Below are 22,032 nucleotides of genomic sequence, written 5' to 3'. Positions count from 1 at the left end.
GCTGGGCGGACTCCTTCAGAATCAGCCGGTCAGCACCTCACTCTTCCTGAGGGTCAGGCTGGTCAGAACACCATGCCGAAGGCTATCGGTCCCAGGAGCACGGTGAAGATCGTGATCAGGATGATCCCGACGACGTTGAGCACGACACCGCCGCGCACCATCTCGGTGATCTTCACATAGCCGGTGGCGTAGACGATGGCATTCGGAGGGGTGCCCACCGGGAGCATGAACGCGCAGGTCGCGGCCAGGGCAGCCGGGATCAGCAGTGTGACCGGGTCCACCCCGATGCCCACCGCCACGCCGCCGAGGATCGGGATGAAGGTGGCTGCGGTGGCGGTGTTGCTGGTGATCTCGGTCAGCAGCAGCACGATGGTGACCACCACGGCCAGCAGCAGCACGATCGGCAGCGCGCCGAGGCCGCTGACCTGTTCACCGAACCAGGCATCGAGACCGGTGCTGGCCACGGCCGCGGCGAGTGAGAGGCCGCCGCCGAAGAGCAGCAGCACACCCCAGGGAAGACCTTCCTCGGCGTCCTTCCACTGCAGGGTCATGTTGCCGCGCTTGTCACCGGGGATCAGGAAGAGCAGCACGCCTGCGCCGATGGCGATCACGGTGTCGTCGAAGAGCTCCAGCCAGGGCAGCTGTTCACCGATGTCACCGACGCCGGAGAGCACTCCGGGCACGATCCAGCAGAAGGCGGCGAGGACGAATACGCCGAGCACGACCTTCTCTCCCTGGCTCATCGGCCCCAGGGCGGAGACCTCGTCATTGATCAGCTTCTTGCCGCCGGGGATCTCCGCGAGCTGGAATCGGAACATCACCCGGGTGATCAGCAGCCAGGAGAGTCCGATGAACACGACCACGATCGGCACCCCGAGGATCATCCACTGGGCGAACCCGACGGTCTCACCGAGCTCCTCACTGATGTAGCCGGCCACGATGGCATTGGGCGGGGAGCCCAGCAGGGTGCCGAGCCCGCCGATGGTGGCGGCCCAGGCGATCGCCAGCACCAGGGCGACGCCGAAGATCCGCACCTCACGGTCCTCGATGACGTCGCTGATCGCCTTGCCCGACCGGATCTCCTCGGTCAGGGAGGCGCTCTCGGCCTGGGTGCCGGTGTTGCGGCTGTTCTCCACCACCAGGGTCAGCACGCTCAGGCCGATGGGCAGCATCATCAGGGTGGTCGCGGTGTTGGAGACCCACATGGACAGGAACGCGGTGGCGATCATCATCCCGAGGATGATCTGCCGGGGGTGCGTGCCGACCCGTTGCAGCGTCAGCAGCGCGATCCGGCGGTGCAGGTTCCATTTCTGCATCGCGATGGCGATCAGGAAGCCGCCGAGGAAGAGGAACACGATCGGGTTCGCGTAGGGCGCGGTGACCTCGGCGACCTCCAGCGCGGTGAGCACCGGGAAGAGCACGATCGGCAGCAGCGAGGTGACCGAGAGCGGCATCGATTCGGTCATCCACCACACGGCCATCAGCACCGCGACCCCGGCCACCAGGCGCGCGTCGGCGGACATGTCGGCGGCGCCGAGCAGCGCCCAGACCAGGATGGCCAGCCCGATCCCAAGCGCTCGGAAGGCCCAGGTCTTCGCCGGTGGGCGTGTGGGGCCTCCGGTGTCGATGATGCCTTCGCGTCGGGCCTGATCGGGCGTCGCGTCTCCGGACTGATCGCTCATGGCTGCATCTCCCACCTTGTTCCGAGACCGCCCACCAGGTGGAGTGACGTGTCTCACGTGTGGATCATAACCTAGGGCACTCCAGTGGGACTGACCAGGGCCCCGGACCCGGAATGTCTCGCCGAGCCCCGGGCCGCTGGGAGTTCCGGTGCAGCTGGGCGGGAGAGGTTGCGTATGCTTGTCCCCGATGTTCTGGCGGCCGCCTGTGCATTCGTCGCGGCGGGCTGTTGGCTCTGTTCGCTGAGCCAAGGACGCGTGACACAGATGAACAGCCAGGACAAGGCACCCCGAACGGTGCCAGACGCCGAACGAAACGGCGTGAGCCGGACCCCGGGCCGCTCGCGCCCCAGCGGTGTCTTCATCATCTCGATGGCGGCGCTGCTGAGCTTCGTGCTCTGGGCGGCGCTCGCGCCGGAGAATCTGAACCTGGTGATGACGGCGGCGTCGACCTGGTCCTCGCAGAACATCGGCTGGGCCTACCTGGTGGTCACAGCGGGCTGCATCGCGCTGATGGTCTATCTCGGACTGAGCAGGTTCGGCAAGATCCGGCTGGGCGAGGATCATGACCGCCCGGAGTTCAGCAACTGGTCCTGGATCGCGATGATCTGCGGCACCGTGATGGGCATCGGGCTGATCAGCTACGGCGCGGCCGAACCGATGAGCCACTTCATGGTGCCACCGCACGGCCTCGCAGAGCCTGAGACCCTGGACGCCGCGGTGCGCGCGATGCAGTTCTCCTACTTCAACTGGGGCCCCAATGCCTGGGCGCTGTTCGGCGTCTTCGGGCTGGCCATCGCCTACTCCACCCACAGGCGGCACAACACCGGACTGATCTCCCCGATGCTGCGCCCGGTGCTGGGCAAGAGCATGGACGGCTGGGCGGGCCAGCTCATCGACATCTTCACCATCATCGCCACGCTCTTCGGCACCACCACCTCGCTGGGACTCGGCGCGGCGCAGATCGCCGAGGGGGTCAACAGCCTCACCGGGATCCCCTCGGATCTGTTCGTGCAGGTCATCATCATCGGGGGGATCACCGTGGTCTTCACCCTCTCCGCGATGTCCGGGGTCACCCGCGGCATCAAATGGATCAGCAAGGCCACCATGCTCGCCGCCGCGGCGCTGGGCGTGTTCGTGCTGGCGGTGGGCCCGACCAGCTTCATCAGCAACCTGTACTTCCGTTCCATGGGACAGTTCCTCGCGGAGTTCCCGATGGTCGCGCTGCTGACCCCGGGCACCCCGGAGGACCTGCAGTGGATGCAGTGGTGGACCTACTTCATGATGGCATGGTGGCTGAGCTGGGGCGCCTTCGTCGGCATCTTCCTGGCGAAGATCTCCAAGGGGCGCACCATCCGGGAGTTCGTGGTCGCGGTGCTCGGCGTACCGACCCTGGTCTTCAGCCTCTGGTTCACGATCTTCGGCGGCTCCGCGATCCATCTCGATATGTTCTCCGGCAACAGCATCGGCGAGGCCACCTTGGAGGACACCAACGTGACCTTCTTCGCGCTGCTCGATGCACTGCCACTCGCGGCCATCACCTCGGTGCTCACCGTGGCTATGGTGGTGCTGTTCTTCGTCTCCAGCGCCGACTCGAACACCTTCGTGCTCAGCGTGCTCTCCTCGCGCGGCTCGATGTACCCGAGCGACCCATGCTGGGCGTCTGGGGCCTGCTCACCGGGCTCTGCGCCATCGTCCTGTTGATCGCCGGCGGCCTGCAGGCGCTGCAGCAGACCGCGCTGCTCTCCGCGGTGCCATTCACCATCATCGCCACCCTGCTCGGGATCTCGCTGGTCAAGGAGCTGCGCCGGGACGCCCGGTTCGTCCGGCGCGCCGAGCCCCGCCGAACGGTCGACGCCGAGCCGCACACCGTGAGCTGATCCCGCGATGTGGACGAGTTCTGCGCAACAATGAGGCGTATGAGCCCCCACGACGCCTCCGCAGAACACCCGCAGGACCCACCCCAGACACCGGTGGGACCCCGGGACAGCTCCCGCACGCCGCGCTTCGCCGGCCCCGCCAGCTTCGCGCTGCTGCCGCTTCTGGAGACGGTGGGCACCGCTGACATCGCGGTGGCCGGGGTGCCCTTCGACTCCGGGGTGAGCTACCGGCCCGGCGCAAGGTTCGGGCCCGCGCATGTGCGCGAGTCCTCCCGGCTGCTGCGCCCGTACAACCCCGCCCAGGACATCTCACCCTTCGCGGTGCAGCAGGTGGCCGACGCCGGGGACATCGTCGCGAACCCCTTCGATCTGGACCAGGCGATGGAGCAGGTCTATCAGGGAGCGAAGGAGCTGCTGACCCGCGCGGGCAGGCTCGCGGTGATCGGCGGCGACCATACGATCGCCTATCCGCTGCTGCGCGCCGCGGCCGAGCAGCACGGCCCGGTGGCGGTGCTGCATGCGGATGCGCATCTGGACACCTGGGACACCTATTTCGGGGTTCCGCTCACCCATGGCACCCCGTTCCGACGAGCCTCGGAGGACGGGTTCATCGATCTCACCGCGAGCGCGCATCTGGGAATCCGCGGACCGCTCTACGGCAAGGGCGATCTCACCGACGACGCGCAGCTCGGGTTCCAGATCACCAGCAGCGAGTACATCGAGGAACACGGGGTCCCCGCAGCGATCACCCGGCTCAAGCAGCGCCTGGCCGGGAAGCCGGTCTACATCTCGGTGGACATCGACGTGCTGGACCCGGCCCACGCCCCCGGCACCGGCACCCCGGAGGCCGGTGGGCTGACCAGCCGCGAGCTGCTGCGGATCATCCGTGCCCTGAGCGATCAGCAGATCGTCGGCGTGGACGTCGTCGAGGTCGCCCCCGCCTATGACCACGCGCAGCTGACCGGGATCGCGGCCGCGCACGTGCTCTACGAGCTGATCTCCGCCATGGGCGCTGAGCGGGTCCGGYCSGCGCGCTSAGCGCGCGGACCGGACCCGCTCAGCGGCCGGACCCGCTCAGGCGCTCGGGGCCGGCAGCTGCGCTCAGGGCGTCAGACGACGGCGCAGCTCTTCGCTCTGGGCCGCGATGGACTCCGGCAGCGAGTCGCCGAACTGAGCGAACCACTCGTCGATTCCGTCGAGCTCGGTGAGCCACTCCTGGCGGTCCACGGTGATCGAGTCCTCCAGCGCCTCCGGGGTGATCTCCAGCCCGGTCAGGTCCAGGCCGTCCATCGTGGGGGTGAAGCCGATCGGGGTCTCCACCGCCTTGCCGCCTCCTTCGAGGCGTTCGGTGACCCACTTGAGCACGCGCGAGTTCTCGGAGAACCCGGGCCAGGAGATCTTCCCGTCGCGCCCCCTGCGGAACCAGTTCACCAGGAAGATCTCGGGCAGCTTGGACTGGTCCGCCTGCCCGGAGACCTCCACCCAGTGCCTGAGGTAATCCCCGGCGTCGTAGCCGATGAACGGCAGCATCGCCATCGGGTCCCGCCGCACATTGCCCACCGCGCCCTCTGCCGCCGCGGTGGTCTCCGAGGAGAGCGTGGCGCCGAAGAAGATCCCGTGGTTCCAGTCCCGGGCCTGGGTGACCAGCGGGACCGTGGTCTTGCGCCGTCCGCCGAAGAGGATCGCGTCCAGCTTGACCCCGTTGGGCTCGGAGTACTCCGGGGCGAGCATGTCGGTCTGATCGATAGGGGTGCAGAACCGGGCGTTAGGGTGGGCGGCCGGCTGTTCTGAGTCCGGCGTCCAGTCCTCACCGCGCCAGTCGGTCAGATGGGTCGGGGTCTCTTCGGTCATGCCCTCCCACCAGACGCCGCCGTCGTCGGTGAGCGCGCAGTTGGTGAACACCGAGTTGCCCTTGGCGATGGCACGCATCGCGTTGGCGTTGGTGTGCCAGCCGGTGCCCGGGGCGACCCCGAAGTAACCGGACTCCGGGTTGACCACCCGGAGCTCGCCGTCGTGACCCGGCCGGATCCAGGTGATGTCATCCCCCAGGGTCTCAGCCTTCCACCCCTGAAGGGTGGGGTCGATCAACGCCAGGTTGGTCTTGCCGCAGGCCGAGGGGAAGGCACCGGAGATGAAGTAGCTGCGGTTGGCGGGGCTGGTGAGCTTGAGGATGAGCATGTGCTCGGCGAGCCAGCCCTCGTCCCGGGCCATGACCGAGGCGATGCGCAGCGCGTAGCACTTCTTGCCCAGCAGCGCGTTGCCGCCGTAGCCGGAGCCGTAGGACCAGATCTCTCGGGTCTCCGGGTAGTGCACGATGTACTTCTCCTCGTTGCACGGCCAGGGGACGTCCTGCTGGCCCGGCTCCAAGGGTGCGCCCACGGAGTGGACCGCCGGGACGAAGAACGCGTCCAGCTCCTCGATCTTGCGCAGCACATCGGTGCCGATCCGTGCCATGATCCGCATGCTGGTGACCACGTAGGCGGAGTCGGTGATCTCCACGCCGAACTTGGGGTCCTCGGCGTCGAGATGACCCATCACGAAAGGGATCACGTACATGGTGCGCCCGCGCATCGCCCCGTCAAAGACGCCGCGCAGGGTCTCGCGCATCTGCGCGGGCTCGACCCAGTTGTTCGTGAAGCCGGCATCGCGCTCGTTCTCCGAGCAGATGAAGGTGCGGGACTCCACCCTAGCCACATCGGCGGGATCGGAGAACGCGGCGAAGGAGTTGGGGAAGTCTGGGCTGGTGAGCCGTGTGAATGTTCCGGATTCGACCAGTTCGTCGGTGAGTGTGCGGTGCTCGCTCTCGGATCCGTCCACCCAGTGGATCCGGTCGGGCTGAGTCAGGGCTGCGATCTCCTGGACGAAGTTCAGCAGCGGGGCATGTGTCGTGGGAGCCTCGGCCGTGATCGCAGGATCCCTGGTCCCTGATCCATTCGATCCACTCGCACCGGGCGCCGTTGCAACGGTGTTGACCATTGTTTCCCTCCATTGGGTACAGGTTCGTTCTGACCCCCTCCTGGTTGGTGAGACCAGGACCCAAGGACGTGGGACGCCGATCATGTCCCGGTGCGCACAGCACTGTACGCACACATCCCTGCATCCCCGTCAGCACCGATGGGGACCAGCTACATACCACTGTAGCGTTCCCAGATGACAGGGCTGTAAACGACGACGGCGCGGTCCACCTCCGCGCGGCGTCCCGGTCACACCCGGTGCGCCGCGAAGGATTTGTCGGCCCTCCGGTGTGCGTGTATAGTCTTCTAGGTCGCGATCGCTTGGCGGTCAGGCAGTGAAAAAGTAAATATGCGCCTATAGCTCAGCTGGATAGAGCGTCGGTCTACGGAACCGAAGGTCGGGGGTTCGAATCCCTTTGGGCGCACCAAAGACCTTCATGGAACACCCCCTGAATCGCAAGATTCAGGGGGTGTTCTTGTGTGTTCCCAGACCTTGGAGGTCCGACCTTGGAGCCGAGACCTTGAGGCTCAAGGCTCGGCTGGCTAGTCTCAGCCCAGACCGATCAGCGTTGAACACCTCTTTGCGGGAATGAGGCTTCGCCATGACTGCACCAGGACGGGGGTGGCTGGCCAATGGCCTGGCCGGTGTGCGCATCCTGGGCCACCTGGTGACCGGGCCGCTGCTGCGCCGTCGCAGGATGGGTTGGGGAGCTGTTTGTTCCGAGGTCGAGGCCGACTGGCCAGGAAATGAGCTGATCCCGGATCCGGCCTGGACCGCCACCCATGCCGCGACCGTCGCAGCGTCTCCGGAGCAGATCTGGCCCTGGTTGGCTCAGCTGGGACAGGGCCGCGGCGGGTTCTACAGCTTCGAACGGTTGGAGAACCTCCTCGGGTGCCAGATCCGCAACGTCGACCGGGTCCTCCCGGAGCACCAGGACGTCGTCGCCGCCGGAGAGGTTCGACTGGCACCTCAGATGGCGATGCGCGTGGCACGAGCCGAGATCGCCGCCGACCTGGTGCTGGTCGCGGACTTCCGGGCCGCTGACGCAGAGACCACCGACGCGGTGGGTCCCGGCTCAGCGCATGCCGGCTCAGAAGACCCCGGCTCCCGCACCGGCGGTTCGGTTGCGGCGGTGGCTGGCGTCTGGTCCCTGCATCTGAGGCCGAGGCCCGAGGGCGGCACACGCCTGATCGAACGTCTCCGCTACGCCAAGGCTCGTTCCTTTCCGGAGCAGATCTTCGGCTCACGCCACCTGATCGAACCGATCAGTTTCGTGATGAGCAAAGAGATGCTGTGCAACATCAAAGAGCTAGCGGAACGAGGCGCGCTCGCCTCGCGCTCCGGGGCGGATCACATCGAGCCGACATTGGCCTGACTCCAAGGGTTCCCGTGGGGTTTACCCAGTCCTATCCTGAGAACAGGTCCATTGGGAGATCCAGCCGAGGGAGCTCGTCATGGCAGAAGCGCCTTCACCGAGGCCATCCGAAGACGCACCCGCTCCCCCCAAGACAAGACCGGGTCAATGGGCCCTGCTGATCGTCGGCGCACTCTTGCATGGCGCTGGCAGCACCCTGCTGCTCACGGCGGCGCTGGCGAGTCTGATCCCAGAGCCGGGCGAATGGAAGTTTTGGCCGTACTACCGAGTCGACTACATGACCGAGTGGGACGCGCAGCAGGCCACGCAGTGGTGGGAACAGCTCCAGGACACCATCCCCACGCTGCTGATCATCGGCGCGGCGGCCCTCGTGGTCGGCGTCGTCGCCCTGCTCTTCGGCGCGGCCGGACTCGGCCGTGACATCGACCCGCAGCGCACCGCCCCAGCAGGCGGCGGCGGTACCGCCGGTCTGGACAGCCCCGGTGCAGGCGGTGTCAGTGCGGGCAGTGTCGACACTGCCCAGCGAAGCTCGGTCTATCCGGTCCGGCTCACCGGGCACCTCGATGCACCATCCCGGGCCCTGTGGCTGGTGAAGTGGCTGCTGGCGATCCCGCACTACATCGTGCTGGCCCTGCTCTGGCTCACCGCGTTCGTGACCACCCTTGCGGCGGGGCTGGTCATCCTCTTCACCGGAAGGTACCCCCGCGCCTGGTTCTGCTTCAACGTGGGAGTCCTGCGCTGGTCCTGGCGCGTGGGCTTCTACGGCTATTCGGCGCTGGCGACGGATCGGTATCCTCCCTTCACCCTGGCCTCTGCGGACTATCCAGCAGACCTGAGCATCGCCTATCCCGAGCGGCTCTCGCACTGGATGGTGCTGGTGAAGTCCTGGCTGTTCGCGATCCCTCACCTGTTGCTGATCGGGATCTTCACCAGTCCCTCGGGCACCGGCTGGCAGAGCAGCTGGGAGAATACGGGCAGCGGCACCGGGCAGACCACCGGTTCTGGGGGCGGCTTCTCGCTGCTGGGCCTGTTGCTGCTGATCACCGTCATCATCCTGCTCTTCACCCGGCGCTACCCGCGGGGGATCTTCGACTTCGTGATGGGCCTGAACCGCTGGGGCAACCGGGTCGCCGCCTATGTGCTGCTGATGCGTGATGAGTACCCGCCCTTCCGGCTCGATCAGGGGCCGGTGGAACCAGGACCGGATCCTCACCCCAACCCGGGCGCCGCTCCGGACCGCACCCGGTCCGCCCCGGCCACCTGGACCGACTGGGTGTAGGCACACCATGAAGGCCTGGCGGAGCAGCTCTATCAGCACCACCCTGGAACGAGCCGAGATGCCGGTGCCCACCCCTGAGCCGGATGAGGTGCTGCTGCGCGTGGAGGCCTGCGGGGTCTGCCGGACCGATCTGCACGTGATCGATCATGAGCTTCCGCCACGTCGGGCAGATGTGGTTCCCGGTCATCAGATCGTCGGGATCGTGGAGGCGCGCGGCGCGGCGGTGCGGCGGATCGAGCTCGGCGACCGGGTCGGCGCGGCCTGGCTTCGCCGCACCTGCGGGCTCTGCGCCTGGTGCAGGACCGGCCGGGAGAATCTCTGTCCCGATTCGCTCTATACCGGGTGGGACGCCGATGGAGCTTCGCCGATTACGCCACCGTCCCGGCAAGCTACACCTATCCCCTGGGGCCGGAGGCCGATCCGGTCCGGACCGCTCCGTTGCTCTGCGCGGGGATCATCGGCTACCGAGCGTTCATGCGGAGCAGGCTTCCCCCGGGCGGCCGGCTGGGCCTCTACGGATTCGGCTCCAGCGGGCATCTGACCGCGCAGCTGGCGATGGCTTTCGGTGCGCAGGTCTGCGTCATGACGCGCGGGCAGACCAACCGCAGGCTCGCCCGGCAGCTCGGCGTAGACTTCGTCAGCGATGCCTTCGCGGAACCTCCGGGCCCTTTGGACGCCGCGATCATCTTCGCCCCCGCTGGAGAGCTGGTCCCGGCAGCGTTGCGGGCCACAGCGCGGGGCGGCACCGTGACGATCGCTGGCATCCATATGAGCGACATCCCGCAGATGCCCTATCAACAGACCCTCTTCTATGAACGGGATCTCCGGACGGTCACCGCAAACACCCGCACCGACGGGATCGAGTTCCTGAGACTGGCTCAACACCTCGGCATAGCGGCCGAGGTGACGGTCTACCGCTTCGATGCGCTTCCGACCGCTCTGGAGGACCTGCGGGCCAGCCGCGTCTCCGGGTCCCTGGTGCTCTCCGACTGACCAGGGACCGTTTGAACGCAGCGGGTCAGTGCCTGCGCAGCCGGTGCGGCTTGTGCGTGGGAATCACCAGCACCGGGCTGACGGCCCGGTTCAGCACGGCCTGACTGACCGATCCCAGCAGAAGCCCGGCGAATCCGCCGTGACCCCGGGTGCCGATCACCAGCAGCGCCGCGGTGCGCGAGGCCTCAGAGAGCACCCCGGCGGGTGAGCCGTCGAAGAACTGCCAGCGCACCGGCACCCCCGCGGACTTCGCCGCCACCTCCTGGGTCAGCGCTTCCAGGTGATCGGTGTAGCGCCGGCGCAGATTGGGCAGCTCGAGGTTGTGCTCCACGGTGTTGGGATACCAGTGGCCCTGCGCGTTCAACGGTGCCGCGGAGACCAGGGTGAGCGGACTGTCGACGAGCTCCGCAGCCTCAGCGGCCAGGTGCACCACATCAGCGGCGCGATCGCCGACGTCGACGCCGACCACGATCTCGGAGTCAAAGTTGAGCGCGTCGGTGACGTTCGCGAAGGACCGGCGCGAATGTTCTCGGCGCCCGACTCCTCCATCAGCGTCACCGGCTCCTCATGGGCCGCCTCGGCGTCTGGGCGGTCCTGATGCTGCGCCAGCAGCTCGGTCTCGGAACCGGACTCCCAGCGTTCCGGCACCACCAGTGTGGGGCAGTGCGCGTGTGCGGTCAGTTTCGCGGAGACGCTGCCGAGGAACCGGCCGGCGAACCGGTTGCGGCCGCGTTTGCGACCACGGCGATGCGGGCGTCACTGCTCTCATCCACCAGGGTGGCGCCGGCGTCGCCCTCCGCGGTGCGGGTCGTGACCTCGACTCCAGCCTCGACCGCACGGGCGGAGTAGCTGTCAAGGAGGTCCTGCACGGAGCTCGCGGCCTCGGAGCGGTACTGGTCCAGCTGGCGGACATAGTAGTCGTCGGTCACGACTGGTCGGATGAATGTTCCGATAAGACGCAGCGGCCATTCGCGCTGCCGAGCGATCATCAGTCCCACCTTGAAGGCGCGCTCGCTGCCCGCCGACCCGTCGATACCGACCAGCACGCCTGGGACGCGGCTGCTGGAGGCTTCGTGTGCATGTGACATACCACGAGCTTACGGGCAGTTTCAGCATTTCTGTAGGGATTATTTTCATATTCAGATCACTGTTTCGCCGCAGTTCGAATCAGCGAGCGCCCGGCCGTCCTGAGCTCGCGGCACCGCGCGTGCCGCGAGCCGACGGTGAGCAGGACGAAACCTGTTGCATACACAGGCAAACACAGATAAAGTGTGTCTAAACCCACACGAAAGTGGTCTGGGTCACTGAAATGGAGCTCCGAATGACACTGCTTGCCCCCGAACGGCACGAGCGGATCCTGGACCGATTGCGCCGCACCGGCACGATCACGGTCCAAGAGATCGCCCGCGACCTGAAGGTGACCAAGGAGACCGTCCGCCGCGACCTGGACCAGCTCGAGACGGCCGGCTCGCTGCAGCGCGTCCACGGCGGCGCCGTCGTGAGTTCTGCCCCGTCCCGGCGGGAGACCTCGCTGCGCCAGCGGCAGAGCGAGCACTCCGCGCAGAAGCGCGCGATCGCCCGTGAGGCGATGAGCTTCGTGCCCTCCTCCCCTGATGCCTCTGTGCTGCTCGACGCCGGCACCACCACCGAGGCGCTCGCCGAGCTGCTCGGCGCCGAGGAGCAGCAGCAGCACACCCGGTTCGTCACCACCAGCTCGGTCCCGATCGCCCAGAAGCTGGCCGAGATCAGCTCCCTGGACGTGGAGGTGCTCGGCGGGAAGGTCCGAGGGATCACCGGGGCCGTGGTGGGCGCGCAGGCCGTGGCCACCTTGGCGCACCGTCAGGCTGACGTCGCGTTCATCGGCACCAACGGGGTCGACGCCGGCTTCGGCCTGTCCACTCCCGATACCGCTGAGGCCGCAGTGAAGTCCGGCCTGGTCCACGCCGCCCGCCAGGTCGTCCTGCTGGCGGATTCCAGCAAGCTCGGCCAACGCACCCTTGTACAGTTCGCAACCCTGGAGGAGATCGATGTGCTGATCACCGATGCCGCACCGCAGTCCGAGCTGGCCCACGCGCTGGACGCCGCCGATGTCCGAGTCATCGTGGCGGTCACCTCATGATCGTCACCTTCACGCCCAATCCGAGCCTGGACAAGACCCTCGAGCTCGACGCCCCGCTGCGTCCGGGGGCTGTGCAGCGCGCGATCAGCCACACCACCGACCCCGGCGGCAAGGGGGTCAACATCTCCCGAGCGCTCACCGCCGCCGGCACCCCCTCGCTGGCAGTGCTCCCCGGAGACCCCGGAGATCCGGTGCTGCTTGCCCTGCAGGAGCTCGGCGTTTCCGCTCGGGCGCTTCCGCTGGGCGCGCCGCTGCGCACCAACACCGCGATCACCGACCCGCAGGGGATCACCACCAAGATCAACGAGCCGGGACCGACGTTCGACGCCGCGCTCACCAGCTCGCTGCTGGAGCTGCTGCTTCAGGCCTCCGAGGGCGCCTCCTGGGTGGCGCTGGCGGGGTCGCTTCCCCCCGGAGTCCCGGTGGACTTCTACGCCCAGGCGATCACCGCGCTGCGCAGGACCTTCGGGGAGCAGGCGCCGAAGATCGCGCTGGACACCTCCGGGGAGCCGATGGCCGCCGCGCTGCCTGCCGGGCCGGACCTGATCAAGCCCAATGCCGAGGAGCTGCTCGAGCTCCATGCTGCCTTCACCGGCTCGATCTCCACCGACCTTGACACTGCTCAGCGACTGGCCGATGCACTCGAGACCGACCCCGCCCGTGCCGTGCAGCTCGCCACCGAGCTCCAGCACCACGGAGCACGCGCCGCCCTGGTCACCCTGGGCGCCCATGGTGCCGTGCTCATCCCCCACCTGGAGACCACGCCGAGCGTCGACGCGCCCACCGCGCTGCGCGCCTGGGGACCGGCGATCGCGCCGCGTTCCACCGTGGGGGCCGGTGATGCCTCGCTCGCGGGCTTCATCGCCGCCGCCCAGTCCGGAGCCTCAGAGACCGATTCACTCAAGCACGCCATGGCCATGGGACGAGCCGCGGCAGAACTGCCCGGCTCCATCATGCCGACACCGCAGGACCTCAGCACCGAAGAGATCAGCACCGAACACCTCATCCTCAACCCGAGAATGACCACTACCGTGAATGTGGAGACATCATGAACACGATCATCACGCCGGACCTGGTGAGCCTGGACAGGCTCACCGTCGGCAGCAAGCGCGAGGTCATCGATGCCCTCGCCGCACTCGTCGGCTCCGCCGGACGCAGCGCCGCCGTGTCAGAACTCGCCGCCGATGTCTGGGCGCGCGAGGAGACCTCCGAGACCGGCATGCCCGGCGGGATCGCCATCCCGCACTGCCGCACCGGTGCCGTCACCGAGGCCACGCTGGCGTTCGCCCGGCTGGCCCAGCCGGTGGACTTCGGCTCCACCGACGGCCCGGCGGACCTGGTCTTCATGATCGCCGCCCCCGACGGCGCGGACCAGGCGCATCTGAAGATCCTCTCCGCCCTGGCGTCCTCGCTGATCAACGAGGAGTTCCTCGCTGATCTGCGCAGCGCCGACTCCGAACAGCGCGTGGTCGACCTGGTTGCCGAGGCGGTCCAGCCGGCACCGGTCACCGCCAACGCCGGGGGCCGCGGGGCCTCCAGCGGCGCTGCGGCGTCCACCGCCGGCACCGCACAGGGTGCAGACCAGACCGCGACGACGGTCGGTCGCCTCGTCGCTGTGACCGCATGCCCCACCGGCATCGCTCACACCTATATGGCAGCAGACTCGCTGAAGAAGGCCGCGAAGGAAGCCGGCGTGGAGCTCCACGTGGAGACCCAGGGCTCATCGGGTGCAACACCGCTCGGTGCCGACACCATCGCCGCCGCCGACGCCGTCATCTTCGCCACCGACGTCGACGTCCGCGATCGCCACCGCTTCGCCGGCAAGCCCGTCATCGCCTCGCGGGTCAAGCGCGGCATCGATGAGCCGGCCAAGATGATCGCCGAGGCCCTCGCCGCGGCGAAGGACCCGAACGCCGCCGTCGTCGCATCGGGCGGATCCGGGGACTCCGACGGCAGCTCCGCTGCCAGCGGGGAACGTGAAGGCTTCGGCCGCGCGACCCAGCGGGTCCTGATGACCGGCGTCAGCTACATGATCCCGTTCGTCGCCGCGGGTGGTCTGCTGATCGCGCTGGGCTTCCTGCTCGGCGGCTACAACATCACCGAGGTCGCTAACGACGTGGCCCTGGGGAACTCGCTGTGGAACCTTCCCACCCCTGATCAGCTGCCGGAGGAGTTCCTCGGCTTCGGTGCCCTCGGTGGGTATCTGGGCGCGGTCTTCTTCACCCTCGGTGGAGCGGCGATGGGCTTCCTGGTCCCCGCCCTGGCCGGTTACATCGCGTTCGGCATGGCTGATCGTCCCGGCATCGCCCCCGGCTTCACCGCCGGTGCGATCGCGCTGACCATGGACGCCGGCTTCATCGGCGGCATCGTCGGCGGTGTCCTCGCCGGTGCGGTGGCCCTGTGGTTCCGCAAGCTCAGCGTGCCGCGCTGGCTGGCCGGGCTGATGCCCGTGGTGATCATCCCGCTGCTGGCGACCCTGGTCGCCGGTGGACTCATGCTCCTGGTGCTCGGCGGCCCGATCGCCGCGCTGACCGCAGCCCTGGAGGGCTGGCTCAACGGCATGACCGGCTCCGCCGCGATCCTGCTGGGCATCATCCTGGGTCTGATGATGTGCTTCGACCTTGGTGGACCGGTCAACAAGGTGGCCTACTCCTTCGCTGTGGCAGGGCTCTCGGCAGCCGTCGCTGATGGCAACACCGGACCGCTGATGATCATGGCCACGGTCATGGCCGCCGGCATGGTGCCCCCGCTGGGCATGGCGTTCGCGACCTTCATCGACTCTCGCCTGTTCAGCCCGGCCGAGCGGGAGAACGGCAAGACCGCCGTGCTCCTGGGTGCGGCATTCATCTCCGAAGGCGCCATCCCCTTCGCCGCAGCCGACCCGCTGCGCGTACTCCCGGCATCCATGATCGGTGGCGCCGTCACCGGTGCGATGACCATGGCTTTCGGCATCACCTCCTACGCACCCCACGGCGGCATCTTCGTGCCGTTCGCCATCGAGAACTTCTGGCTCTTCCTGGTGGCCGTGCTGGCGGGCTCCCTGGTCACGGCGTTCTCCGTGATCGCCCTGAAGCGCTGGGCACGTAAGGGTGTAACCTCTGCTGCATGATTGAACGCACTGCGGTGATCGCCGCGGCGGCCGGGCTCCACGCCCGGCCTGCCGCGGCTTTCGCGTATGCGGCGGCAGAACAGACGGTCCCGGTCGAGATCGCGAAGGCGGCCGCGCCCGAGCTCTCCGTGCAGGCGGACAGCCTGCTGGGCGTCATGAGCCTGGACGTCGCGCAGGGCGACCGGGTGGTGCTGCGCGCCACCGGAGCGGGTGCCGAACAGGCCCTGGAGACGCTGGTCCAGCTGCTGGAGGCCTCGCAGTGAAACTCCTACTCGACAAATTACCCGGACGGGGCGAGGCGGCCGGCCCCCTGCTCGCGCTGAAGTGAAGCGTTCTGCGGCTACTCGGGATTGCGCCCAGACCATCCCTGTGTGAGATTGCGCCGAATCCGACGCAGTGCCCCACGTCCGCTCGCCGTCATGACCGCGGCGGCGATGGCGGCCAGGGCCGCGCTGAAGTAGAGCACAAAGGCCAGATTGTCCGAGCCCGTGAACATCGCGCCCGTCACCAGTAGGGCGAAGATCAGTACAAATAGTCCGGCCCGCATATCAGCGCCTCCTGTTATCAGTCCCGAGCTCGGAGGCCGGGAATCTCGCGCGGAATCAGTCCATCCTCGCGAACAGCAGGGAGTCTTCCCGTCGTCCACGGATGAGCATATGTGAGCGCAAGAGGGCTTCTTGCTGCATTCCGATCCGTCTCAGGACTCGCTGCGACGCGATGTTGCCCGGCCGGCACGTCGCCTCTACCCGCTGCAGTCCCAGTTCTTCGCGTGCGAAGCCCAGCACGGCGTCCGCGGCCTCGGTGGCGTACCCCTGACCCCAGAATCGGCGGGCCAACACGTAGCCCAGCTCCCCACGATGGTGCTCGGCACTTGTGATCGTGACCGAGCAAGCCCCCAGGACCTCTCCCCCAGCGGTGACTGCCCAGGTGAAGGACTCGCGCGCGGAGCGTGAAGCGGCGGCCATCGTGTCCTCGATGAACACACGAGTCTGCTCCAGCGTGTTCGGACCCCAGTCCATATAGCGACACACCTCCGCATCAGCGGCGTAAGCGTGGACACCCGGGACGTCCGCGGAGATGAAGTCGCGCAGCAGGAGACGATCAGTCCTCAGGTCGGGCATGAGGAGACTCTACGGGGCCGCCTCTCGCGGATTCCAGTGATGTGGCAGGTCAGAGCTAGATTCCGCCCTGGCGATGCCGTCGAGTGTGCACGGCCTGATTCTCGTGTGCCACGAATGCTCCACACCTGGTGCAGGTGAGCTGCGCACCACGCTCGGCCCTCTGGTACTGCTCGTGGACCGGCATCGACTCGAGTCCCAGGTACCGCTGAAGTCTTGTTGCCAAACCCATTCCAGGAGTACGCCATCTGTAAGTGAAGGCACCCGAGACGGGCCTTGTCACGACTGATCCTCGGGAAGGAAAATCTCTTCGATGGTGCAGTCGAAGACAGCTGCAATTCGAAATGCCAAGGGCAGAGATGGATCGAAGCGCCCGCGCTCGATTGAGATGATCGTCTGGCGCGAGACCCCGAGTTCATCGGCAAGTTTCTGCTGAGACCACGCCAGGCGTCGTCGTGATTCGTGGACCAGGTTCTTCACGTCACCCTTTCCGTCGCAGCAGCAGGTATCGGATGCCGGTAGAAACGAAGCAGAGTGCGAGCACCGCTGGGAGGACAAGTTTCAGGTCAACCTGGAAGTCGCGAGGGATGAAGGCAAGGACGAGGGAGGTGACTCCGAGGACGACGATGATGTCGTGAAAAGTGCCCGAGGTGGCTCTGTCGTACCACCCGGATTCGACCGAGTCGTCAGGATGCTGGGTTGCTCCTTTGAGGGTTTCGCGGTCGACGACGACAGCGAAGACCACAGCTATGCCAGGAAATGTGAGAAAGGCGGCGAAGCTCAGGAAGCCCACGAGGGGTTGCGCGCCAGCGACACCGAAGACCACAGCGAGCAGACCTCCAGCTATCCCGATGAGGATCCCGAGAGGAACCGCGATTGCCATCGCCGGTGTGCGGCCGGTCCCGAATCTGGTGCGGCCCCACGTCGTGGGTGGTTGCTCGATGGTCACTTTGAGTCCCCCTAAATGAACAGTTCACTTGACGTACAGCTTCTTTTACATCCTCGGCTGTGTCAAGTGGACTATGCACCGCCAGAAGCAGACCCTGCGTCAGCCTGCGAGCCAATCGCTCACCGGACACTCCCCCACGTCAGGCCGGTCCGCTCGATTGCTGACTGTGGATCGCGACCGTAAGCGGCGGGGGCGCTATATGCCCCAGGTGGCAGTGTTGATCACGTGGCTTGCGAGACAGGTTCGCGGATACTCCTCGGGAGGGAACGCAATGCCCAGCTTCTGAGTATCAGCGCCGCGGGGAGTGCGGCGAGACAGGCGAGCAGCCCGAACAACATGAGCGGACCGCCGACATTCTCCTCCCACCCCGCATGGAAGAACACTCCTGCCAGTAACAGCGCCATGATGCCCAGCGACGCCGTCATGCCGTTCGCCCACCGCCGCACGCGGCCCGCCGAACCGTTCTCCGCCACGGCCCCCGTGAGCAGCACCCAGCCGGCCAGCAGTGCAGCCTCGAATCCCAGGATTGCCACCGTCACGGCAGCCAGATAAGGGAATCCCAGATGTGCCACCTGCGGGTAGTCCTCGGCAAGCGCCGCGGCGACAAATGGGACCACGAGGAGTTGCGTGATGAGGGCTCCTAAAGCCAACGCTCCGAGAGTGATTCGGATGCCGAGGAACTCCGACGTGGTCACGCGTGGACCCTTCCCCTAGTGCTGCTCCCTGGCAGGAGCAAGGTTCTCTGGTGCATCCGCCGGAGACTCGTCATGAGAGCCCTTACCCCTCACCGAAGATGTTCTTCATGCGTCTTCGGCGGTGGGGTCGCGGTTCTCCCGACGCAGCAGGTCCCCGGGTTCACAGTCGAGAGCTTGGCAGAGTGCTTCCAAGGTGGAGAACCTGATGGCCCGTGCATGATTGTTCTTCAGTATCGAAATGTTGGCCGGAGTGATTCCGACCTTCTCGGCCAGCTCGCCCACCGACATCTGGCGTTCAGCGAGCATGACATCGATGGCAACCCTGATGGCCATCAGACGACCCCTGCCAGTTCGCTTCTGTAGTCGATCGCCTGGACCAACAGGCCACGCATGACTGCCAGAAGCAGCAAGAGCGAGAGCCCCAGTGTCACGGCGCCACCCAGCCCTACGAGGGCTGGAGGCCCACCGACCTGGACGATGAGTATCAGGTGCACGAAAACCGCTGCGGCCAATCCGGTGGTGATGATCAGCGCGACGAGGATGACATCCACCCATTTCAACGCCGACGCATCAAAGATTCGATCCTTCGACACCATCGACGCCAGTCGCCACGTAGCGACCAACCCGACCTGCACTCCCACGATGGCGGCGATCGCGAGAGTCGCGTAGGGCGCCGTCAGCGGCTCGATCTCAGGAAACACTTCGCCGGCGCTTCTTGCATTCACAGGGATCGCCACCTGGACGATGAGACTTCCCAACATCAGAAGGCTCAGGGCAACTCGGAGCCCGGTCGAGTACACAGTAGACATGTATTGATTATCAGGTGATTACTATTGTTAGTCAATATGCTGGGTCTAACGTTGGCGGCATCCTGGTTGCGATTTCTGGTTCCGGGGAGATCGTGCGGACTTCCGGTTCGCCCCGCTAGGGTGAAGAGATGAGTGCGTCACGGACCCGGCACAGCGCAATGGTCGCGGTCGCTGCGGCAGGTGGCTTGTTGATCACTGCGTGCGGCAGTGAAGAGCCGACGCCTCAGCATTCTACCTCCCCGACCCACGACGACATCGACTGGGCAGAGGCTTACCAGCAGAGCGCACAACAAACGCCGGAAGATGATTGGCCTCGTGGCGACGTGCAGGAACCTGTGGAAACACTTTTCTCCCGGCACTATGTGGAGTGGGGAGACTACGAGGAAGTCGACGACGAGGTCTCACGGTTCTTCGTTGTCATGGGCAACTTCGATTGTCACGGCTTGCAGTACAGGGTGGAGGAGACCCAGGACGAAGTGGCCGTCGCCGTGATCACCGGCACGCGTGAGGGGGTGAACGAGTGCACAGAGGAGGCCGTCCTGGGAGCCATCGATGTGGAGCTCGAGAACCCCGTAGGTGTCCGCGACGTCGTGGACCTCAGCCAGCGCCTCTAGCAACCCTGGCACTCACCACCTGAACTCGCCTTCTGTGCTCGTCGTGAGTTAGGAGACATCTCCGCATGAGATGGCGAGTGAAGAACGCCCGTAAGCCGATGGTCTAGCGGGCGCTGGAACGTCGTCGCCGCGGTGTTGCGGCAGCGACACCGTCACCAGATTGACCGAAGGCCCCAAGGACAGACTGAATCGCCGTGCCTCTGAGGGGCGCATCGATCCGTGGATCGTCATGGCGCTTCGAAAGACGATTGCTCCATCCACCACCGGTGTCCCGCGGAATATGGGAGTCCGCGGTGATGCCGAGGTGTCGCAGGATTGAAGCGGCCCGTGGGTAGGTCTATGCTCTCGGCTTGTGAATCACTCGAATCCCGCTGGTCAGCGGGCGATGCTTCGCCGAGTACGCCCGGTGCAGCTCATCTTTCTAGGTTTCCTTCTCACCGCTGCTGTGGGAACGGGATTGCTTTTGTTACCGGCTGCCACGGCCCCGGGGGAACAGACTGATTTCATACACGCACTCTTCACCGCCACCTCGGCGCTGTGCGTGACTGGCCTTGTCGTAGTCGACACGGCGACTCACTGGTCCCCACTGGGGCAAGCGGTGATACTGGTGCTCATCCAACTGGGTGGTTTCGGGGTCATGACGTTTGCCACCGTGATCGGTCTGATCGTCCTGGGGCGTCTCTCGCTGAGGTCAAAACTGGTCGCTGCCACCGAAGCTAAGAGTCTGGGCCTGGCTGATCTTCGATCCTTGATCCTGGGGATCGTGAAGATCTCGTTGAGCATCGAGGGGGTCTTAGCCGTGGTGTTGGTGCTGCGGTTCTACCTGAGCTATCAGATGGGTTTTGGCGAAGCACTGTGGCAAGGGGTCTTCCATTCCGTTTCGGCTTTCAATAATGCAGGCTTCTCCCTCTTCAGTGACTCGATGATGGGATTCGTCGCTGACCCGGTGGTCTGTCTTTCCATGGCGGCAGCGATCATCTTGGGTGGTCTGGGTTTCCCTGTGATCATCCAGCTGCGGCGATATTTCCGGACCCCCAGATTATGGTCGATGCACACCCGGATAGTGGTGTGGGCGACCACGCTGCTACTGGTGCTAGGTACAGCACTGATCACTGTGTTGGAATGGTCGAACCCCCGGACCTTAGGGCCGCTGCATTGGTCTGAGAAGCTCTTGGCGGGATTCTTTCAGTCGGTGCAGACTCGCACTGCCGGGTTCAACAGTGTCGATATCTCCGCGATGGAACCGACGACATGGCTGGGGATCGATGTGTTGATGCTGATCGGCGGGGCACCGGCGGGAACGGCGGGAGGTATCAAGGTCACGACATTCGCAGTGTTGCTGTTCATCTTGATCACTGAACTCCGCGGAGACGCCGCGGTGAACATCTTCGGCAAAAGGCTCTCTCGTTCCGTGCACCGTCAAGCTATCGCCGTGGTCTTGCTGGCGCTGGCTCTGATCACCGTGGTGACCGGGGTGCTGATGCACATCTCTGGTCTTCCTCTCGATCAGGTCCTCTTCGAGACAGTCTCGGCGTTCTCCACGGTCGGGCTATCGACCGGGATCACCGCGGATCTTCCGGTCCTGGGACAGCTTCTCTTGGTGATGTTGATGTTCATCGGCCGGATCGGTCCCATCACGTTTGCTTCCGCTTTGGCACTGCGGGAGCGGCGAACCAAGTATGAACTTCCTAAGGAAAGGCCGATCATTGGCTAATTTCAAACTCTTCGGCGGCACTGACCCCTCTGATGTTGCGCGCCCGGATGCTGTGGCGGTCATCGGCTTGGGACGCTTCGGCAGAGCCCTTGCCCTGGAGCTGATGGCTCACGGAACAGACGTGCTCGGAATCGATATCGATGAAGCGGTGGTGCAATCACTCAACGGCAAGCTCACCCACGTCGTCGCCGCCGATGTGCGAAGCGAAGACGCGATGCGGCAGCTCTCGGTGGATGAGTTTGATCATGTGGTGATCGCGATCGCTTCGAACCTGGAATCCAGCATCCTCGCGACTTCCCTGATGATCCAGTTCCAGATCAAGGAACTATGGGCCAAAGCTGTCAGTGAAGCGCACCGGGCGATTCTTGAACAACTCGGGGTCCCCCACATCATCTTCCCCGAGCACGACATGGGCCGACGGGTCGCACATATGGTCAGAGGAAGCTTGGAAGACTACATCTTGATTGATGAGGACTTCGCGATCGCGAAGACGACCCCTCACCAGAAGATCCTCGGTCGGCCTCTCGGTGAGATCGATGTTCGGACTCTCCATGGGGTGAGCATCACCGCGGTCAAGCGCCTCAATGAGAAGTGGCAGCCCGCGACCCCGCAGACGGTGCTTGGCGCTGAGGACATCATCCTCGTCTCAGGGCCTGCCCGAGCAGCAGAGGGGTTCAAACGTCTGCGCTGAAGCCCCCGTTAGCTTCTAAGGACACCACTCATCCTGCCGGAGAAGCGGTGTCC

The 22,032-nt window shown here is 65.8% G+C and carries 20 protein-coding genes, 1 tRNA gene and 5 pseudogenes; 14 read left to right on the top strand and 12 right to left on the bottom strand.

What is annotated here, in order from left to right; translation table 11 throughout:
* Positions 1 to 62 precede the first annotated feature (62 nt).
* Positions 63 to 1,682, bottom strand: coding sequence for a DASS family sodium-coupled anion symporter (locus tag BG28_RS02135; protein ID WP_036473792.1), 1,620 nt, complete (start codon positions 1,680 to 1,682; stop codon positions 63 to 65).
* Positions 1,683 to 1,856: 174 nt separating this feature from the next.
* Between BG28_RS02135 and BG28_RS02130 the strand changes: the two are divergent.
* Positions 1,857 to 3,559: pseudogene (locus tag BG28_RS02130) on the top strand (BCCT family transporter).
* Between the two features lie 39 nt (positions 3,560 to 3,598).
* Positions 3,599 to 4,573 (top strand): annotated as a pseudogene (speB, locus tag BG28_RS14745) (agmatinase); the annotation flags it as partial.
* Positions 4,574 to 4,660: 87 nt separating this feature from the next.
* Here the strand turns inward: speB and BG28_RS02120 are convergent.
* Positions 4,661 to 6,535 carry a phosphoenolpyruvate carboxykinase (GTP) gene (locus BG28_RS02120; RefSeq protein ID WP_051500844.1) on the bottom strand — a complete coding sequence of 625 codons (1,875 nt, stop codon included), beginning with the start codon at positions 6,533 to 6,535 and terminating at the stop codon, positions 4,661 to 4,663.
* Between the two features lie 329 nt (positions 6,536 to 6,864).
* Here BG28_RS02120 and BG28_RS02115 point away from each other — a divergent pair.
* From BG28_RS02115 to BG28_RS02100, 5 genes and pseudogenes are all read left to right on the top strand, one after another.
* Positions 6,865 to 6,941 (top strand) — tRNA-Arg (locus tag BG28_RS02115).
* Positions 6,942 to 7,115: 174 nt separating this feature from the next.
* Positions 7,116 to 7,889: a hypothetical protein gene (locus BG28_RS02110; protein ID WP_051500843.1), complete on the top strand. Its 774-nt coding sequence runs from the start codon at positions 7,116 to 7,118 to the stop codon at positions 7,887 to 7,889.
* A 79-nt stretch (positions 7,890 to 7,968) separates the two neighbouring features.
* Positions 7,969 to 9,168 carry a DUF4389 domain-containing protein gene (locus BG28_RS02105; protein WP_084479339.1) on the top strand — a complete coding sequence of 400 codons (1,200 nt, stop codon included), beginning with the start codon at positions 7,969 to 7,971 and terminating at the stop codon, positions 9,166 to 9,168.
* Positions 9,169 to 9,175: 7 nt separating this feature from the next.
* Positions 9,176 to 9,469: pseudogene (locus tag BG28_RS16025) on the top strand (alcohol dehydrogenase catalytic domain-containing protein); the annotation flags it as partial.
* Positions 9,470 to 9,510: 41 nt separating this feature from the next.
* A complete protein-coding gene (locus BG28_RS02100) occupies positions 9,511 to 10,161 on the top strand; it encodes a zinc-binding dehydrogenase (RefSeq protein WP_235180934.1) in 651 nt (216 codons plus the stop codon).
* Between the two features lie 25 nt (positions 10,162 to 10,186).
* On the opposite strand, the gene BG28_RS02095 is transcribed toward BG28_RS02100, so the two are convergent.
* From BG28_RS02095 to BG28_RS02090, 3 genes and pseudogenes are all read right to left on the bottom strand, one after another.
* Entirely contained in the window at positions 10,187 to 10,630 is a 444-nt protein-coding gene (locus BG28_RS02095; RefSeq protein ID WP_051500841.1) for a universal stress protein, read from the bottom strand.
* A pseudogene (locus BG28_RS16630) lies at positions 10,522 to 10,851 on the bottom strand (hypothetical protein); the annotation flags it as partial. The pseudogene BG28_RS16630 and the gene BG28_RS02095, both read right to left, overlap by 109 nt.
* The gene (locus BG28_RS02090; protein ID WP_036473787.1) at positions 10,839 to 11,249 is read right to left on the bottom strand and encodes a universal stress protein; all 411 of its coding nucleotides are present in this window, start codon (positions 11,247 to 11,249) and stop codon (positions 10,839 to 10,841) included. The pseudogene BG28_RS16630 and the gene BG28_RS02090, both read right to left, overlap by 13 nt.
* Before the next feature lie 233 nt (positions 11,250 to 11,482).
* Between BG28_RS02090 and BG28_RS02085 the strand changes: the two genes are divergently transcribed.
* From BG28_RS02085 to BG28_RS02070, 4 genes are read left to right on the top strand one after another with little or no spacing between them, the layout of a single operon-like run.
* Positions 11,483 to 12,280 carry a DeoR/GlpR family DNA-binding transcription regulator gene (locus BG28_RS02085; RefSeq protein WP_133725946.1) on the top strand — a complete coding sequence of 266 codons (798 nt, stop codon included), beginning with the start codon at positions 11,483 to 11,485 and terminating at the stop codon, positions 12,278 to 12,280.
* Positions 12,277 to 13,332 carry a 1-phosphofructokinase family hexose kinase gene (locus BG28_RS02080; protein WP_036473785.1) on the top strand — a complete coding sequence of 352 codons (1,056 nt, stop codon included), beginning with the start codon at positions 12,277 to 12,279 and terminating at the stop codon, positions 13,330 to 13,332. Before BG28_RS02085 ends, BG28_RS02080 begins: the two co-directional genes overlap by 4 nt.
* Positions 13,329 to 15,389, top strand: coding sequence for a fructose-specific PTS transporter subunit EIIC (locus BG28_RS02075; protein ID WP_036473783.1), 2,061 nt, complete (start codon positions 13,329 to 13,331; stop codon positions 15,387 to 15,389). Before BG28_RS02080 ends, BG28_RS02075 begins: the two co-directional genes overlap by 4 nt.
* Entirely contained in the window at positions 15,386 to 15,652 is a 267-nt protein-coding gene (locus BG28_RS02070; RefSeq protein WP_036473781.1) for an HPr family phosphocarrier protein, read from the top strand. The genes BG28_RS02075 and BG28_RS02070 overlap by 4 nt, the downstream gene beginning before the upstream one ends.
* A 77-nt stretch (positions 15,653 to 15,729) precedes the next feature.
* Here the strand turns inward: BG28_RS02070 and BG28_RS02065 are convergent, their stop codons facing one another.
* From BG28_RS02065 to BG28_RS02035, 7 genes and pseudogenes are all read right to left on the bottom strand, one after another.
* Positions 15,730 to 15,936, bottom strand: coding sequence for a hypothetical protein (locus tag BG28_RS02065; RefSeq protein ID WP_036473779.1), 207 nt, complete (start codon positions 15,934 to 15,936; stop codon positions 15,730 to 15,732).
* Positions 15,937 to 15,991: 55 nt separating this feature from the next.
* Positions 15,992 to 16,510, bottom strand: coding sequence for a GNAT family N-acetyltransferase (locus tag BG28_RS02060; protein ID WP_036473776.1), 519 nt, complete (start codon positions 16,508 to 16,510; stop codon positions 15,992 to 15,994).
* Positions 16,511 to 16,786: 276 nt separating this feature from the next.
* Entirely contained in the window at positions 16,787 to 16,987 is a 201-nt protein-coding gene (locus tag BG28_RS02055; RefSeq protein ID WP_036473774.1) for a helix-turn-helix transcriptional regulator, read from the bottom strand.
* A 1-nt stretch (position 16,988) separates the two neighbouring features.
* Positions 16,989 to 17,456 carry a hypothetical protein gene (locus BG28_RS14085; protein WP_152539184.1) on the bottom strand — a complete coding sequence of 156 codons (468 nt, stop codon included), beginning with the start codon at positions 17,454 to 17,456 and terminating at the stop codon, positions 16,989 to 16,991.
* A gap of 221 nt (positions 17,457 to 17,677) precedes the next feature.
* Positions 17,678 to 18,151, bottom strand: a complete 474-nt coding sequence (locus BG28_RS02045) for a hypothetical protein (protein ID WP_036473773.1) — start codon at positions 18,149 to 18,151, stop codon at positions 17,678 to 17,680.
* Between the two features lie 150 nt (positions 18,152 to 18,301).
* Positions 18,302 to 18,457, bottom strand: a pseudogene (locus BG28_RS02040) (helix-turn-helix domain-containing protein); the annotation flags it as partial.
* 26 nt (positions 18,458 to 18,483) lie between these two features.
* Entirely contained in the window at positions 18,484 to 18,960 is a 477-nt protein-coding gene (locus tag BG28_RS02035; protein ID WP_051500839.1) for a DUF2975 domain-containing protein, read from the bottom strand.
* Positions 18,961 to 19,088: 128 nt separating this feature from the next.
* On the opposite strand from BG28_RS02035, the gene BG28_RS02030 reads away from it, so the two are divergent.
* The 3 genes from BG28_RS02030 to BG28_RS02020 all read left to right on the top strand — a co-directional run bounded on the left by BG28_RS02030 (position 19,089) and on the right by BG28_RS02020 (position 21,979).
* Positions 19,089 to 19,574 carry a hypothetical protein gene (locus tag BG28_RS02030; protein ID WP_152539183.1) on the top strand — a complete coding sequence of 162 codons (486 nt, stop codon included), beginning with the start codon at positions 19,089 to 19,091 and terminating at the stop codon, positions 19,572 to 19,574.
* Between the two features lie 385 nt (positions 19,575 to 19,959).
* The gene (locus tag BG28_RS02025; protein ID WP_036473766.1) at positions 19,960 to 21,288 is read left to right on the top strand and encodes a TrkH family potassium uptake protein; all 1,329 of its coding nucleotides are present in this window, start codon (positions 19,960 to 19,962) and stop codon (positions 21,286 to 21,288) included.
* The gene (locus BG28_RS02020) at positions 21,254 to 21,979 is read left to right on the top strand and encodes a TrkA family potassium uptake protein (RefSeq protein ID WP_084479336.1); all 726 of its coding nucleotides are present in this window, start codon (positions 21,254 to 21,256) and stop codon (positions 21,977 to 21,979) included. The genes BG28_RS02025 and BG28_RS02020 overlap by 35 nt, the downstream gene beginning before the upstream one ends.
* Positions 21,980 to 22,032 lie beyond the last annotated feature (53 nt).

Origin of the sequence: Nesterenkonia sp. AN1, assembly GCF_000582475.1 — a bacterium.
In the GTDB taxonomy this organism is placed as follows: domain Bacteria; phylum Actinomycetota; class Actinomycetes; order Actinomycetales; family Micrococcaceae; genus Nesterenkonia; species Nesterenkonia aurantiaca.
The sequence above is the reverse complement of the archived record's forward strand: the minus strand, read 5'-3'. Positions and strand labels throughout refer to the sequence as shown.

Bases quoted from the DNA above. Each gene is read 5' to 3' on its own strand.
- BG28_RS02030 (WP_152539183.1), top strand. From the start codon at position 19,089: ATGAGTGCGTCACGGACCCGGCACAGCGCAATGGTCGCGGTCGCTGCG.
- BG28_RS02120 (WP_051500844.1), bottom strand. From the start codon at position 6,535: ATGGTCAACACCGTTGCAACGGCGCCCGGTGCGAGTGGATCGAATGGA.
- BG28_RS02065 (WP_036473779.1), bottom strand. From the start codon at position 15,936: ATGCGGGCCGGACTATTTGTACTGATCTTCGCCCTACTGGTGACGGGC.
- BG28_RS02070 (WP_036473781.1), top strand. From the start codon at position 15,386: ATGATTGAACGCACTGCGGTGATCGCCGCGGCGGCCGGGCTCCACGCC.
- BG28_RS02020 (WP_084479336.1), top strand. From the start codon at position 21,254: ATGAACTTCCTAAGGAAAGGCCGATCATTGGCTAATTTCAAACTCTTC.
- BG28_RS02035 (WP_051500839.1), bottom strand. From the start codon at position 18,960: ATGTCTACTGTGTACTCGACCGGGCTCCGAGTTGCCCTGAGCCTTCTG.
- BG28_RS02075 (WP_036473783.1), top strand. From the start codon at position 13,329: ATGAACACGATCATCACGCCGGACCTGGTGAGCCTGGACAGGCTCACC.
- BG28_RS02090 (WP_036473787.1), bottom strand. From the start codon at position 11,249: ATGTCACATGCACACGAAGCCTCCAGCAGCCGCGTCCCAGGCGTGCTG.
- BG28_RS02080 (WP_036473785.1), top strand. From the start codon at position 12,277: ATGATCGTCACCTTCACGCCCAATCCGAGCCTGGACAAGACCCTCGAG.
- BG28_RS02105 (WP_084479339.1), top strand. From the start codon at position 7,969: ATGGCAGAAGCGCCTTCACCGAGGCCATCCGAAGACGCACCCGCTCCC.
- BG28_RS02060 (WP_036473776.1), bottom strand. From the start codon at position 16,510: ATGCCCGACCTGAGGACTGATCGTCTCCTGCTGCGCGACTTCATCTCC.
- BG28_RS02135 (WP_036473792.1), bottom strand. From the start codon at position 1,682: ATGAGCGATCAGTCCGGAGACGCGACGCCCGATCAGGCCCGACGCGAA.
- BG28_RS02025 (WP_036473766.1), top strand. From the start codon at position 19,960: ATGCTTCGCCGAGTACGCCCGGTGCAGCTCATCTTTCTAGGTTTCCTT.
- BG28_RS02110 (WP_051500843.1), top strand. From the start codon at position 7,116: ATGACTGCACCAGGACGGGGGTGGCTGGCCAATGGCCTGGCCGGTGTG.
- BG28_RS02085 (WP_133725946.1), top strand. From the start codon at position 11,483: ATGACACTGCTTGCCCCCGAACGGCACGAGCGGATCCTGGACCGATTG.